15 protein-coding genes and 1 tRNA gene are annotated in these 14134 nt (G+C 40.6%); 7 read left to right on the top strand and 9 right to left on the bottom strand.

Annotated features, from left to right (window positions below; all coding sequences use genetic code 11):
- Nucleotides 1–168: 168 nt before the first annotated feature.
- Together FTU06_RS16060 and FTU06_RS16055 are read right to left on the bottom strand one after the other, a co-directional pair.
- Entirely contained in the window at nt 169–762 is a 594-nt protein-coding gene (locus FTU06_RS16060; RefSeq protein WP_180147568.1) for an O-methyltransferase, read from the bottom strand.
- A 57-nt stretch (nt 763–819) separates the two neighbouring features.
- Entirely contained in the window at nt 820–1038 is a 219-nt protein-coding gene (locus FTU06_RS16055; RefSeq protein ID WP_078189028.1) for a DUF1653 domain-containing protein, read from the bottom strand.
- Between the two features lie 283 nt (nt 1039–1321).
- On the opposite strand from FTU06_RS16055, the gene ahpF reads away from it, so the two are divergent.
- From ahpF to FTU06_RS16040, 3 genes are all read left to right on the top strand, one after another.
- The gene (gene ahpF, locus FTU06_RS16050; RefSeq protein ID WP_180147566.1) at nt 1322–2887 is read left to right on the top strand and encodes an alkyl hydroperoxide reductase subunit F; all 1566 of its coding nucleotides are present in this window, start codon (nt 1322–1324) and stop codon (nt 2885–2887) included.
- A gap of 266 nt (nt 2888–3153) precedes the next feature.
- Complete coding sequence (locus FTU06_RS16045) at nt 3154–3396, top strand: hypothetical protein (RefSeq protein ID WP_078192893.1); 243 nt, start codon at nt 3154–3156, stop codon at nt 3394–3396.
- Between the two features lie 238 nt (nt 3397–3634).
- Complete coding sequence (locus FTU06_RS16040) at nt 3635–3829, top strand: hypothetical protein (RefSeq protein WP_180147563.1); 195 nt, start codon at nt 3635–3637, stop codon at nt 3827–3829.
- Between the two features lie 69 nt (nt 3830–3898).
- Here FTU06_RS16040 and FTU06_RS16035 read toward each other — a convergent pair whose 3' ends face one another.
- Nucleotides 3899–4546, bottom strand: coding sequence for a LysE family transporter (locus FTU06_RS16035; protein ID WP_180147561.1), 648 nt, complete (start codon nt 4544–4546; stop codon nt 3899–3901).
- A gap of 148 nt (nt 4547–4694) precedes the next feature.
- Nucleotides 4695–5255 (bottom strand): FxsA family protein, encoded by a 561-nt coding sequence (locus tag FTU06_RS16030; RefSeq protein WP_180147558.1) that lies wholly within the window; start codon nt 5253–5255, stop codon nt 4695–4697.
- Between the two features lie 132 nt (nt 5256–5387).
- Between FTU06_RS16030 and ruvC the strand changes: the two genes are divergently transcribed.
- Nucleotides 5388–5933 carry a crossover junction endodeoxyribonuclease RuvC gene (gene ruvC / locus FTU06_RS16025; RefSeq protein WP_078189034.1) on the top strand — a complete coding sequence of 182 codons (546 nt, stop codon included), beginning with the start codon at nt 5388–5390 and terminating at the stop codon, nt 5931–5933.
- Between the two features lie 70 nt (nt 5934–6003).
- Here the strand turns inward: ruvC and FTU06_RS16020 are convergent, their stop codons facing one another.
- Nucleotides 6004–6279: an acylphosphatase gene (locus tag FTU06_RS16020; RefSeq protein ID WP_180012138.1), complete on the bottom strand. Its 276-nt coding sequence runs from the start codon at nt 6277–6279 to the stop codon at nt 6004–6006.
- Nucleotide 6280: 1 nt separating this feature from the next.
- Nucleotides 6281–7768, bottom strand: a complete 1488-nt coding sequence (locus tag FTU06_RS16015; protein ID WP_180147557.1) for an NAD(P)H-hydrate dehydratase — start codon at nt 7766–7768, stop codon at nt 6281–6283.
- 20 nt (nt 7769–7788) lie between these two features.
- On the opposite strand from FTU06_RS16015, the gene queG reads away from it, so the two are divergent.
- The gene (gene queG / locus FTU06_RS16010; protein ID WP_180147555.1) at nt 7789–8883 is read left to right on the top strand and encodes a tRNA epoxyqueuosine(34) reductase QueG; all 1095 of its coding nucleotides are present in this window, start codon (nt 7789–7791) and stop codon (nt 8881–8883) included.
- Between the two features lie 277 nt (nt 8884–9160).
- Nucleotides 9161–10153, top strand: a complete 993-nt coding sequence (gene bioB, locus FTU06_RS16005) for a biotin synthase BioB (protein WP_180088525.1) — start codon at nt 9161–9163, stop codon at nt 10151–10153.
- A gap of 126 nt (nt 10154–10279) precedes the next feature.
- On the opposite strand, the gene FTU06_RS16000 is transcribed toward bioB, so the two are convergent.
- Both FTU06_RS16000 and FTU06_RS15995 read right to left on the bottom strand, forming a co-directional pair.
- The gene (locus tag FTU06_RS16000) at nt 10280–10504 is read right to left on the bottom strand and encodes a hypothetical protein (RefSeq protein ID WP_078192886.1); all 225 of its coding nucleotides are present in this window, start codon (nt 10502–10504) and stop codon (nt 10280–10282) included.
- 536 nt (nt 10505–11040) lie between these two features.
- On the bottom strand, nt 11041–13245 hold the full coding sequence (locus FTU06_RS15995) for an OsmC domain/YcaO domain-containing protein (protein WP_180147553.1): 2205 nt from the start codon (nt 13243–13245) through the stop codon (nt 11041–11043).
- Nucleotides 13246–13613: 368 nt separating this feature from the next.
- Here FTU06_RS15995 and FTU06_RS15990 point away from each other — a divergent pair.
- A tRNA-Ile gene (locus FTU06_RS15990) sits at nt 13614–13690 on the top strand.
- A 295-nt stretch (nt 13691–13985) separates the two neighbouring features.
- Here the strand turns inward: FTU06_RS15990 and FTU06_RS15985 are convergent.
- Nucleotides 13986–14134 (bottom strand): integrase core domain-containing protein (locus FTU06_RS15985; protein WP_079745370.1); only part of this gene is annotated, 149 nt, incomplete at its 5' end.

Genomic DNA, 14134 nt, shown 5'->3' with positions numbered 1-14134 from the left:
CAAGTAACTTGGACCAGTGTTGATCATTTAGCATTGTTCGAGGCATAGCGAGTGTAAAATTGGGTTTGGCGATTTAATTTTACTATCTCGCTATTTTTTTAATCAACAAATGTCAACAGACCCTAATTAAAAAAAATTCGATCAAATCAGGGCTGAATGCCCTGATTTTTAGTTGCGCCAAGTCACCATAAAGAGCCCTGCGCCCACCTTTAATGTCGTACTGATAAAACGATCATCCGCTTCAACACGTTGGATAAATTCAGCGACCTCATTGGCATGTGACAGCACATTGTCCACGATTAACACGCCACTTTGAGCTTGTATCAATTCAGCTAAATATGGCCAATACGCGATATACGCATCACGTTCTGCATCTAATAAAATAAAGTCATAACGCTGATTTAACTGCTGTAAAAAATGCAGTGCATCGCCATGATGGAATTCGATGTATTCGGCTAAGCTTAAATTTGCCGCATGTTGTTTAGCTTGCTCGATACGCGCTGCATCAATTTCAATGGTTTCGACCCGCCCTTGTGTAGACTGTGCAGCATCTGCTAACCACAGCGTGGAATAACCTGTAGATGTTCCAATTTCCAAGATCTGTTTGGCTTGTTTTAAGCGAATTTGCATAGCCAAAAACAGTGCAGATTCAGGCTCAATATTTCGGTAACGCGCAAGTCGGTGATTTTGCGCAGCATCGTGAGCGCTAAAGTCTGCATAGAGTTGTTGCATATAGTTTTTAAAATTTGCATCCATGCTCATGATTCTGTCCTTTTACTATTTCATTCATATTTATAAATTGAAGGGCTAAATATCTGCTCAGTGGGTTTCTTGGATCAGCTTAAAACGTGGAATTACTTCACCATCAATTTCAACGGTTTCCATAAACATCTCTAAGGGTCTGACCCACATTGAATAGTCATCATACAAGCACTGATAGACCACAACTTTTTCACGCGTTTCACTATGTGTTGCAACATGAAAGACTTGATACAACTGACCTTTATAATGCTGATAAATTCCCTGTTTAACCTGCATGCCATTTCCCTAAAAAGTTCTCAATACAATAGCGTTGACTCTAGCATTGTCTTGCTTAAAGCGCGATGAATTCGTTTATTTTTCCACTATTTAACTTGTATTTCTCGATATTGGCCCAATATTGACTGGATTCACATCGGTATATTCTTATGATTTAGAAAGAAATTTAATCATTTAATTTGAAAAACCGATTAATTTTATAAAAACAAACCGTTTCACCTATTTAATGGTTTGTTCTATCATTCTCTCATCAAATAAATTTACTCCTCTGGAGACGTTAGCAATGTTAGATCAAAATACTTCTGCTCAATTAAAAACCTTACTTGAACGCCTTGAAGGCCCGATTGAAATCGTCGCGACTTTAAACGGCACTGACAAATCAGACAAAATTAAAGAATTGGTGACCGAAGTTGCTGCCTTATCTGATTTAGTGACTGCACGTTTTGACGGTAACAACAGCCGTGCGCCAAGCTTTGGTATTGCAAAAGCAGGTGAAAATCCACGTGTATTCTTCGCAGGTTTGCCTATGGGCCACGAATTCACGTCTTTGATCTTGGCATTGTTACAAACCTCAGGCTATGCACCAAAAGTCTCTGACGAAGTACTGAATACCATTAAAGGTCTAGGTCTTAAAACTGACTTTGATGTGTTTGTATCTTTAAGCTGCCATAACTGTCCTGATGTGGTTCAAGCCTTGAACCTGATTGCGATCTACAACCCAGGTACAACTGCAACCATGATTGATGGTGCATTCTTCCAAGACGAAGTGGAAGAACGCAAAATCATGGCTGTACCGATGGTATTCCAAGACGGCAACCACATCGGTCAAGGTCGTATGACCTTGGAAGAAATCATTGCCAAATTAGACACCAACTCTGCCGCAAAAGATGCTGAAAAGCTAAATGCCAAAGAAGCATTTGATGTCCTTGTGATTGGTGGCGGCCCTGCGGGTAATACCTCTGCAATCTATGCTGCACGTAAAGGCATTAAAACCGGTATCGTGGCTGAACGCATGGGCGGTCAGGTCATGGATACCATGGACATTGAAAACTTCACGTCGATTCAAAAGACTCAAGGTCCTAAGTTTGCTGCTGAAATGGAAGCACATGTACGTGAGTACGGTGTGGACATCATGAACTTGCAACGTGTATCTGACATCAAAGGTGCAGATCAAACAGCCAATGGTCTAGTTGAAGTTACTTTAGAGAATGGTGCAAAACTTGAATCTAAAACAGTAATTCTTTCAACAGGTGCACGTTGGAGAGAAATGAACGTGCCGGGTGAACAAGAATACCGTACACGTGGTGTTGCATACTGCCCACACTGTGACGGTCCATTGTTTAAAGGTAAACGTGTTGCGGTGATCGGTGGTGGTAACTCAGGTGTCGAAGCGGCGATTGACCTAGCTGGTATTGTAGAACATGTAACACTTGTTGAGTTTGATACTAAGCTTCGTGCTGACCAAGTCCTTCAAGACAAGTTAAACAGCTTACCGAATACGACTGTGATCATGAATGCATTGTCTACAGAAGTGGTCGGTGATGGTTCACAAGTGACTGCATTGAACTACAAAGACCGTGCAACTGATGAAATCAAAACGATTGAATTGGCTGGTATCTTCGTACAAATCGGTTTGTTACCAAACACTGATTTCTTAAAAGAAACAGCTGTAGAACTTTCAAACCGTGGTGAGATCGTAATTAACGAGCGTAACGAAACCAATGTAAAAGGTGTATTTGCTGCCGGTGACTGTACAACAGTACCTTACAAACAAATCATCATTGCGACAGGTGAAGGCGCAAAAGCATCATTATCTGCTTTTGATTACATCATCCGTTCTGGTCAATAATTCAGTTTAAACAGAACAATAAAAGCCAGTTTTCGAACTGGCTTTTTTTATGTGTGAAAATTCATCTCTTGTTTCATTTATAAATTAGCAATAAAACAAATATTTAACTCTCTGACGCTTTTCACTTACACAATAATGAGCAAAACAAACCGTTTAAAACTTGTACAGCAGCTTATTTGCACATTAAGATAAAACAATCATCACGGATTGATGGTTGACAATAACAACAAGAATGTTGGTCAAATTCGACTAAATGGAGAAAAGCAATGCACTATCAATATCACTGTGCTTGTTGCAATAAAGTATTGGCTTCAAGCGATAAAGAATGTTCCGAATGTGGCTCGCATAATATCCGTAGCCCATATGGCTTTTGGATATTTTGCATACTCAGTTGTTTGGCTGTTGCCATTCTATTTAAGAGTGTTCAAGTGTATTTGCAACAGCACGATACTGAAGCGACAACCCAACTCAACATCTTTGAAGTACTCAAGCAAGATGGTAAAAATTAAGCTTTTTTTACAACAGCCAAATACAGCCCTATGAACAAGCTGGCAATGTGTAAAATTTTAGCTAAGCTGAATTTAAGCACCGTTATCGGGTCGCGTTAAAGTCATTCAAAGAGATAAGTTAAAATGATGAAAGCCTGAATGATTTCAGGCTTTTTTATGCGCTAGCATCGCCCTGCTCACTTATCTTCACGAGGAAAATTCTTTAAACTATGGCAATAGCAATGAGGTTCTATAGACGATGGTGCAGTTAATCAAAAAAGGCGGTTTGCGTGAACGCGCCAATCGTAGCCGATTATACAAGGGCTCTGAAAATACTGAAACCAACCTCAAGCCAAACCGTTATCGTGATCATGCTGAAACCACCGATATTGCACAAGATCCATCAAATACAGCACCGTCTAAAGACCAAGATCAAACCAATCCAGAGCAATAGAACTTGGACATAAAAAAAGCCAAGTTTTAATACTTGGCTTTCGCTTTGCTGACAGCAATATGTTTGCAGCTATTGAAGATTGAACATTCTAATTGCGTCGAACCACAGCCAAATCGCAAAAATTAAAAATAACGCCCCTGAAACCACATCAATATAACTACCCGAACGTTGGTAGAGTGCTTTAATTTTAGGCAAAGACATAATCATCATAAACAAACTAAACACAATAAAGGTTTGAATCGGAATGATGACAGCTAGCTGTGCTTTTAGGTTACTACTGGCTGATGAACTCAACGCCAGTGAGAACACACTACTAAAATAAATCAATGTTTTCGGATTGGCTAAATTTGTAAATAAACCTAATAAGAAATAATTTTCAGTTTTCTGCTGACTTAAGGCCTGCCCATCTTCTAAATTGGCTGTTTGATTTAAACTTTTAAGCCCACCACTAAACATCGCCCAGCCCATTTTCGCCAAGAAAAATCCACCAATAGCCATTAAAACTTGTTGTATCCATGGAAATTGCTCGACCAGAACCGTAAAGCCCAATAAGGTTAAAACGACCCACACCACTATCCCGACAGAGATCCCCGCAATAATTTTTAAGGTATTTGCACGCGTTGTTGATGCTGCACTTTTAGCAATTAATAATACGTCTGGACCGGGACTCAACTGCGCAACAAAATGTAGCGCACAGATGGTGAATAACAGTGACATGCAAGCTGATTCATTTGAATTAAAACGTGAAGATTATATCGCCTGTTCAATTATTTTGTTGGCAACACAAGGTTTATTTTTAGGCCGTATCAAAATTTACGCAAAAAAAAAAAGCCGAATACACATTCGGCCTTTCATACTGAGTTAATTATTTTTTATTAACATCTTTCAGTTCAATTTGTTTCGCATCTGGGGTTACTTCACGAGCTTCACCATCAATAACGGATGAATCACGACCTGATTGCTGATTTTGCATATCTTGCATTTGACGCATCATATCTGCAAATGGGTTCTGACCTTGAGCACCGCCCATGCCTCCCATACCACCCATCATTTTTTCCATCATGGCTTGCTGACGCTTCATCATGGTTTTCATCATGACCGCTTTCATGGCATTTTGTACAGGTGGAATCAAAATAAGTAGTGCCATAATATCTGAGATTAGACCCGGCAACAGCAACAAGAAACCAGCCAAAATTTTAGGTAAGTTTCCAGTTAAAGCTGGATCATTACTCATTTGACCCGCTTGCATTTGCTGCATTTGAGGCATCAGACCTGATGAATATTTACGGATAATATTCATCCCTATAAAGAAGGCCGCCACGAACCAGAAAAAGACATACCACATGCTGCCGACGAGGTCGCCCACACCGATCCAGACAAACACTTCCAGGATCAAGCCTGCTAAAATCAGAAGAAATAATTTCATGAAAATTAAACAAATCTCAGTAAATTAATTTAAGGTGTTGCGTTCAACTGCTCAATCACTATCAAGCTTTTTTGACACGCTTATGTAACAATATGGGCATTATTTTATTTTTAAAGGGCAAATAGGGCAAACATGTCATTAATTATCGGTATTGACCCTGGGTCGCGCTTAACTGGTTACGGCATCATCGAAAAGGATGGTTCTAAACTACGTTTTGTCGATGCTGGCACCATTCGTACCGAAACAACAGAAATGCCTGAACGCTTAAAACGTATCTTTGCTGGTATTGATCGTATCGTAAAGTTTCACGGGCCTACTGAAGCTGCTGTTGAACAAGTCTTTATGGCTCAAAACCCTGACTCAGCCCTAAAACTGGGTCAAGCACGCGGTGCCGCCATTGCTGCTTTAACCAATTTAGATTTACAAGTCGCTGAATATACAGCACGTCAAATCAAACAATCTGTGGTCGGCTACGGTGCTGCAGATAAAGAACAAGTGCAAATGATGGTTATGCGCATTCTGAACCTAAGCATCAAACCACAGCAGGATGCAGCCGATGCTTTGGCTGCCGCAATTTGTCATGCGCATGCGTCTGGTAGTATGAGTAAAATGGCTGTACTGAATGCCTTAGGTGGTATGGCTCGTGGTCGAAGTCGTGTAAGCACTCGACGTCGATAAATAATCGTCAAAACATATAGCTCAGTAATTCAGATTGTTTTCAAAAGCCCACTCAATCTAGTGATCAAATTTAGCGGATCATTTTAAAATTGCTATAGTCTAATTCATGCATTGGAATTTCTTGCTGATCGATTTTAGTTACGTCTGCTCGTAAAGGCCCCACCAGACTGTGTTTCAGTATTTTATGAATGGCGTCTTCAGTTCCAATAATCAGTGCTTCAACTTCGCCCGTCGCTAGATTTTTCACATAGCCATTTAAACCAAGTGCAATCGCTTGCTGTTCAAACCAACGACGATAGCCAACGCCCTGCACTTTACCTTGAATTCGCAATTTAACTGCATGCATTTTAGTCTTCAACTCCTGAATGATTGACCACATGATAAACCGCTTGGGCCATATCCTGTGCCTGCAAACCACGCATCCCCGACTGCGCCAATACATCACCTGCTAAAGCATGCAAGCTTACGATTTCGTGCAGATGAATTTGCTGATGGAATTGTGCTTTTAAACTCGCAATCATCCCTGCAAGCACATCTCCCATACCGCCTGTACCCATTCCTGCATTACCTGCGGTGCAAATCCAAAGCTGATCTTCAAGTATCAAGCTGCCTGCCCCTTTAAGCACCCATTGACCTTCAAATTTTTCTTTTAATTGTTGAATTGCTTGTACACGATCTGCTTCAACTTCAGCAGTAGATAGACCCAATAATTTTGCAGCTTCACCCGGATGTGGCGTTGCGTAGGTTTGTGCATTCAATTTTTCAGGTGTTTCAGCTAGAAACCACAAGGCATCTGCATCCAAAACAATTTCAAAGGTTGACTGCTGAATCAATGGAAACCATGCCTGAAACTGCTGTTGTGCCCAATTGTCACGACCAAGCCCCATGCCAAAGCTAATCGCATCGACATGATCGATCAGTTGCTGAATCGCTTCTGTAGTTAATGCATTGATATCGCGTAGCATAATATTCGGTGCGCGCGCCAAAATAGCGGTGTGATGTCGTGCATCACAAACAACCGTGACCTTACCTGCACCTGCATGGAATGCAGCCTCAGCAGCCATTATCACCGCCCCACCCATTTCAGCATGCCCACCAACAACCAAAACATGACCATAACTGCCTTTATGACCAAAGGCTTGACGTGCAGGTAAGGCTATTTTCTGCGGAGACAAATACGCAAGTGGCTCTAGTTCTGCATCAGTCGGTATGCATGCCATCACCGAAACTTCACCTGAATATTCCTTCGCTTGACCTGTAAATAGCCCTGCTTTTAGACCCAATGCTGTAAAGGTATAATTGGCTTGAAATGCGATGGGTAAAGGCTGCCCTGTATTGGCATGTAATCCGCTTGGAATATCAATCGCAACTTTGAGTCCCGTGCATGCATTCAATCGTTGAATAATGGCTTGCCATTCATTAGAAAGTTCACGATTGAGTCCAATACCAAATAATGCGTCAACATAGACATCATAGTCACGCTGAAAATCAAAATGTGTATAGATCTTGAGCTTGTGATCTATCGCTTCCTGTACTGCAGAATGTAAGTTCTTCGATGCCCCTATTTCAGCGGCATAGATATCAACTTGAAAGCCTGCTTGCTGTAGGTATTGCGCTGTAAGATAGCCATCACCTGCGTTGTTGCCCTGCCCACAACACACTGCAATATTTTTTAAATTTTGCTGCTTTAACATTGGAATGAGTTGCTGAGCAATCGACCATGCAACCTGCTGCATCAGGCCATAACTGCTATTGTGCTGAGCAAACCAACGCTGCTCCCAAGCTTGAATACTTTGGCTAAGATAAACAGGGCTATGGTAAACTTGCAGACGCATTGTTTTTCCTTGTTATGATTATGGCCGCTTCAACTCCTGCACAAAAAATTCCTGTCGATCAATATGATCCAGAAACCCTAAAAGCATGGATTAAAGCACAAGCCTTAAATTTAGGTTTTTCTGATTGTGTCATCGCAAAGCCAGATGCTCAAGAGGAACTCCCTCGTTTTAAAGAATATTTAGAACGTGGTTATCATGGCGATATGAAATTCCTAGAGGAAAACCTTGAAAAACGTGCCAATCCTGCACTTTTAGTCCCCGGCACCCGCAGTATCATTTGTGTCCGCATGGATTATTTGGTCGAAACCCCAAAACCACGTTATGTTCCTGATGAGCCAAATGCAGCCATCATTGCACGCTATGCACGAGGTCGTGACTACCACAAAGTCATGCGTGGTCGTTTAAAAACCTTATCGAATATCATCCGTGAAAAAATCGGAGATTTTGAATCTAGACCCTTTGCCGACTCTGCACCAGTGTTTGAAAAATCCTTAGCTGAAAATGCAGGCATGGGCTGGACAGGCAAACACACCTTACTGATCCATAAAAAATCAGGCTCATTTTTTGTATTAGGTGAGCTGTTTACATCACTCGAATTACCTTTTGATTCGCCGGCAACCAAACATTGTGGTTCATGCACAGCCTGTATTGATATCTGTCCAACTCAGGCCATCGTTGAGCCCTATATGTTAGATGCACGTAAATGCATTGCCTACTTAACCATCGAATATAAAGGCATCATTCCTGAAGAATTACGCCGTGGCATTGGCAACCGTGTGTTTGGCTGTGATGACTGTCAACTTATCTGTCCATGGAATAGCTTTGCGCATAAAACTCAAATTGAGGACTTTTATCCACGTCATGGCCTCAACCAAGTGAGTTTATTAGATCTTTGGCAATGGGATGAAGCCACCTTTTTAAGCTGCACTGAAGGCAGTCCTATCCGACGAACAGGCTATCAAAGCTTTATGCGAAATATCGCCATTGGCTTAGGCAATGCACCATACAGTTCAAATATTGTTCAATCATTAAAAAATTCTCGCGAAAAACATGACGCGATTGTGCAAGTTCATATTGATTGGGCAATTACAGAACAAAACTCAAAGATGCTTTAATGGATTTGATTCTATATTTTCTAGATCCTTACAAAGTTTTCATTTAAGCTAAAATTTAGTGACGCAATCAAAGAAACTTAATTTTTCATCTTAAAATAAACATTGCAGCGATTGTGCTGGCATTTAACACAACTTTGTAAGTATCTCAAATATCAAAAGTTCTTTAAAAAAGCCATTTCAATGTACTTTAGCCAACTTTCAATGTTACAAAATAGTCTTGGAAGTCTGCAAATTTTACGTATGATGATCTGCATTAGGCAGAAAATATGGATCATTTATGAGCTACCGAAATGACTGGACACACCCAGAAATACAAGAGTTGTATCAACAACCATTGATGGATTTATTATTCCGAGCACAGACCATTCACCGTGAATATTTCCAAGCCAATCATATTCAAGTTAGCACCTTACTTTCGATTAAAACCGGTAAGTGCCCTGAAGACTGCAAATATTGCTCTCAGTCTGCACATTATGACTCCGGATTAGAAGCTGAAAAACGTCTGGCTGTGGAAAAAGTCATCAATGAAGCGAAAGCTGCACTTGCCTCAGGTTCTTCACGTTTTTGTATGGGCGCTGCATGGCGCAATCCACATGAACGGGATATGCCCTATGTGCTAGAAATGGTGCGTGAAGTCAAAGCACTGGGACTTGAAACCTGTATGACCCTTGGCATGCTAAATCAATCTCAGGCAGAGCGCCTACATGAGGCAGGCTTAGATTATTACAACCATAACCTCGATACCTCTCGTGAGTATTATCCCAATGTTATTAGCACGCGTAGCTATGATGACCGTTTAACGACGCTGGATTATGTCCGCCAATCTGGAATGAAAATCTGTAGCGGCGGAATTGTGGGCTTAGGTGAAAGCCGTGATGACCGTATTGCCTTCCTGATGGAGTTGGCAACGCTGCCGATTCACCCTGAATCTGTGCCGATCAATCTCCTTGTACCTATTCAAGGTACCCCACTTGCTGATGTTGAGAAACTTGATGTGATCGAATGGATTCGCACCATTGCAGTCGCACGGATCATTATGCCAAAAAGCTATATTCGTCTCTCTGCAGGTCGTGAATCCCTGAGTGATTCAGAACAAGCTTTGGCATTTATGGCAGGTGCAAATTCACTATTCTCCGGTGAAAAACTACTGACCACACCCAATGCAGGCGAAGGCAAAGATCAGCTTTTATTTAGCAAACTCGGTTTAATCGCGGAACAGCCCAAACCAACTGCTGCACAGCTTTCAACTGATGCCATGCAAATGGCTTAAAACCCAAGCCCCGAACATCGGGGCTTAGTTTTATTGAATGATCAGTGGTAGGTTTCAATGTGCAATGCAAGAGATGGTGCGAATAAATGAATGGTTGAATCACCATGAGTATGGAAAATATATCGATTACTTCGCAAAGTTATGTGCTGTTATTAAAATTCCATACCCTGCATTTAAATAATCCCCTTCACGAATGATGTCTTGACCATTAGCATGTTGAACCACCAATTGTTGCTGAATCGCATCATAATGAAAAGATTCAAAGCAATCTTGATGTTGTAATAACCATGCAATGGTATCTGCCATATTGGCATCGACGGTATAACGCTCGGCTTGAAAATCTTTACTCATATCTGCATGAAAACTGTGAATGTATTTCTATTTTAATGATTTCAATATTGACCGGCATTAAAAAAGTGAGCTTTCGCTCACTTTTTTTTCGGCTGAGACTCTGCATTACTTTGTCACACCGCACTTACGACATTCCTTGTGCGAACCGATTTCTTCCATTTGCTCGTATTCGTAAATATGCATGCAAAATAGTTTTCTGAATAATTGAAGCATGTTGTTAAAACTCCCGTTTATTTATTAATGTGCTTCTGAATATTTCGTCCTGAAATATTATGATCATGCCTAAACACGCCATAGCTAATTTATTAGCATATTTTTCCAATGAGTCAAATATCTTTACTTTAAAATGACACAATTTCGGATAATCGGTTATTTTTAAGCCTTCCTTATATTCACCTGAGTTATAAGGATTTTTATTAATATCAACATCACAGATATAGATTAATTTTCAGTAAATTTCGCACAAAAAAACTCCCCCTTAGGAGAGTTTTTTCAAATAGATGATCACATGAGTAACGTTATTCACAAGCCCAGATTTAAACGTTCTGACTGGCAAACTTCGCACGTGCAGCATGCAATTTTTTATAGCTATCAATCAGACGTAAATGACGATCTAAACCTTCAAGTTGCATATTGGTTTCAGTTAAACCGTAGAAGCGAAGACTGCCATCCATTGAACCAATCACTGCATCCATACGTTCGTCACCAAACATACGACGGAAATTATGTTCATAGTCATTGAGATCTAAGTCATCGTCCAATTCAACTTCTAAAACCACATTCATGCATTGATAGAACAAACCACGTTCAACTGTATTAGTGTTGTACTGAAGGAAGGTTTCGACCAACTCTTTTGCTTCTTCAAATTCTTGTAGAGCAATATAGATCAGTAGTTTGAGCTCAAGAACCGTTAATTGGCCCCATACGGTATTGTCATCAAACTCAATCCCGATGAGCGTCACAATATCCGTGTAATCATCCACCTCAAGCTCTTCTAAGCGCTCAACCAGTGACACTAACTCGTCTTCATCTAGGCGATGAATATTTAAAATATCTTCACGGAAGTCCAAAGCTTTGTTGGTGTTATCCCAAACCAAGTCTTCAACCAAATACACTTCAGAATAACCCGGAACCAAAATACGACATGCCGTAGCACCTAGATGCTGGTAGACCGCCATATACACTTCTTTGCCCATGTCTTCTAGAATCGCAAACATCGCTGCAGCTTCTTCCGCATTGGCATTTTCACCTTCAGATGTGAAATCCCACTCTACAAAATCATAGTCTGATTGTGCGCTAAAGAATTTCCAAGATACCAAACCACTTGAGTCAATAAAGTGTTCTACAAAGTTATTTGGCTCAGTGACTGCATTCGAGCTAAACGTTGGTTTTGGTAGATCGTTTAGACCTTCAAAGCTTCGGCCTTGTAGAAGCTCGGTTAAGCTACGCTCTAAAGCTACTTCGAGTTTAGGGTGCGCACCAAAAGATGCAAAAACCCCACCAGTACGTGGGTTCATTAAGGTTACGCACATCACAGGGTACTGACCACCAAGTGAAGCATCTTTTACCAATACAGGAAAACCTTGTTCTTCTAAGCCTTGAATACCCGCAACAATACTTGGATATTTGGCTAAAACCTCTTCTGGTACATCTGGTAGAGCCAATTCACCTTCTAAAATCTCACGTTTGACCGCACGCTCAAAGATTTCCGATAAACATTGCACTTGAGCCTCAGCCAAGGTATTCCCTGCACTCATCCCGTTTGACAAGTATAAATTTTCAATCAAGTTTGATGGGAAATACACTGTTTCACCGTCGGACTGACGGACAAATGGAAGAGAGCAAATACCGCGTGCTATATTTCCTGAATTGGTGTCATATAGATGTGTACCTAATAACTCATCTTCTGGGTTATAAATTTCACGAGTATAGTCATCTAAGATTTCAGTAGGTAACTCGCCTTCTGGGCCGGGTTGGAACCATTTTTCATCTGGGTAATGCACAAAGTCAGCATTGGCAATCTCTTCACCCCAGAACTGGTCGTTATAGAAGAAGTTGCAATTGAGACGTTCAATAAATTCACCCAAAGCCGAAGCTAAGGCACTTTCTTTGGTTGAACCTTTACCATTGGTAAAACACATTGGCGATTGTGCATCACGAATATGTAGAGACCAAACATTCGGCACGATGTTACGCCATGATGCAATTTCAATCTTCATGCCTAAACCAGCCAAAATACCTGACATATTGGCAATGGTTTCTTCTAATGGCAGATCTTTACCCGGAATAAACGTGGTACTGTCTGACGCTAAATTTGGCATAAGTAAAGCTTGTGCATCTGCATCAATGCTTTCTACTTCTTCAATGACAAATTCAGGACCAGTCTGAATCACTTTTTTAACCGTACAGCGGTCAATTGAACGCAAAATACCTTGACGGTCCTTTTCAGAAATATCCGCAGGCAGTTCAACTTGAATTTTGAAAATTTGCTTATAGCGGTTTTCAGGATCAACAATATTATTTTGTGATAAGCGAATATTATCTGTCGGAATGTCTCGCGCCGCACAATACACTTTTACAAAATACGCTGCACATAATGCTGATGACGCTAAAAAGTAGTCGAATGGTCCGGGAGCAGAACCATCACCTTTATAGCGAATAGGTTGGTCGGCAATTACCGTGAAGTCATCAAATTTGGCTTCTTGTCGAAGGTTATCGAGATAATTAACCTTAATTTCCATGTGGGCACCTAAATATTCTTATGTGTCAGTGCAACACATAAAAATGAAAACATAAGCCGAATAATTGTAGGACATTGACTTAAAAATGTGAGGCCAGTACCAATCTAAGCGCTTTTGGGCACGGTACTGACAAGAATGAGCATTATTATAAGGTTATTTTGACTGTTTGATAACTTTTGTCGTGATTTACATCACGATAGGATTCGACACTTTGTGCATTTTGGTCGAATCCAAGCTCAACTGCTGCAACTACAGCCAATTTGTTGTGTTAGTGTGCAGCCGTGAAGAAAAAGGCTTGTCTTTTAAAAAAATCTTCGCTAGTATGCTTTGCGTCTGAACTTGTTGATAAATAACACATTCAGAATATAGGGCCTATAGCTCAGTTGGTTAGAGCAGCGGACTCATAATCCGTTGGTCCACAGTTCAAGTCTGTGTGGGCCCACCATATAAAACAACCCCTTACGTGCATTAATCGTGAGGGGTTTTTTGTTTCTTGATTCTGGTAAGCAAATGGTAAGCGAAATCAATCAACTTTATTAGAGAACAAATTTAGGTACCCCCTAGCTGTATCTTAAATTTGGATAGCGTAGTTAAAACTTTAATTTTTAAATCTTTGTACAACAAAGCCTTTCTACCACTGAATAAAAATGGCTCAATTTTTTGGTAGTGTTTCAAAAAGAGAGGTGGTTCCACTTGTTTGAACAACTAAAAGCGTATTTATAAGTGATATTCTGCTCTAGTTAAGCCACCTTGTTTTGTTGCGGTAGCTGATCATAGTAAAACTCATTTGGTGTCATTTTGTCTAGACTCGAATGAGGTCGTTTCAGATTATAAAACTCAAAATATGCACTCAATTGCTTTTTCGCATCTGTGACACTGCTATAAGCTT

It is taken from the genome of Acinetobacter sp. YH12052, from assembly GCF_013419835.1.
Lineage (GTDB): Bacteria > Pseudomonadota > Gammaproteobacteria > Pseudomonadales > Moraxellaceae > Acinetobacter > Acinetobacter amyesii.
Note: the sequence above shows the minus strand (reverse complement) of the source record. Positions and strands in the feature narration are given on the sequence as shown.

What these genes read in the sequence shown, in the direction of transcription:
- queG (WP_180147555.1), top strand. Translation starts at nt 7,789, where the DNA reads ATGGCCGCTTCAACTCCTGCACAAAAAATTCCTGTCGATCAATATGAT.
- FTU06_RS15995 (WP_180147553.1), bottom strand. Translation starts at nt 13,245, where the DNA reads ATGGAAATTAAGGTTAATTATCTCGATAACCTTCGACAAGAAGCCAAA.
- FTU06_RS16030 (WP_180147558.1), bottom strand. Translation starts at nt 5,255, where the DNA reads ATGAAATTATTTCTTCTGATTTTAGCAGGCTTGATCCTGGAAGTGTTT.
- ruvC (WP_078189034.1), top strand. Translation starts at nt 5,388, where the DNA reads ATGTCATTAATTATCGGTATTGACCCTGGGTCGCGCTTAACTGGTTAC.
- FTU06_RS16000 (WP_078192886.1), bottom strand. Translation starts at nt 10,504, where the DNA reads ATGAGTAAAGATTTTCAAGCCGAGCGTTATACCGTCGATGCCAATATG.
- FTU06_RS16040 (WP_180147563.1), top strand. Translation starts at nt 3,635, where the DNA reads ATGGTGCAGTTAATCAAAAAAGGCGGTTTGCGTGAACGCGCCAATCGT.
- FTU06_RS16055 (WP_078189028.1), bottom strand. Translation starts at nt 1,038, where the DNA reads ATGCAGGTTAAACAGGGAATTTATCAGCATTATAAAGGTCAGTTGTAT.
- FTU06_RS16020 (WP_180012138.1), bottom strand. Translation starts at nt 6,279, where the DNA reads ATGCATGCAGTTAAATTGCGAATTCAAGGTAAAGTGCAGGGCGTTGGC.
- FTU06_RS16015 (WP_180147557.1), bottom strand. Translation starts at nt 7,768, where the DNA reads ATGCGTCTGCAAGTTTACCATAGCCCTGTTTATCTTAGCCAAAGTATT.
- bioB (WP_180088525.1), top strand. Translation starts at nt 9,161, where the DNA reads ATGAGCTACCGAAATGACTGGACACACCCAGAAATACAAGAGTTGTAT.
- FTU06_RS16045 (WP_078192893.1), top strand. Translation starts at nt 3,154, where the DNA reads ATGCACTATCAATATCACTGTGCTTGTTGCAATAAAGTATTGGCTTCA.
- FTU06_RS16035 (WP_180147561.1), bottom strand. Translation starts at nt 4,546, where the DNA reads ATGTCACTGTTATTCACCATCTGTGCGCTACATTTTGTTGCGCAGTTG.
- FTU06_RS16060 (WP_180147568.1), bottom strand. Translation starts at nt 762, where the DNA reads ATGAGCATGGATGCAAATTTTAAAAACTATATGCAACAACTCTATGCA.
- ahpF (WP_180147566.1), top strand. Translation starts at nt 1,322, where the DNA reads ATGTTAGATCAAAATACTTCTGCTCAATTAAAAACCTTACTTGAACGC.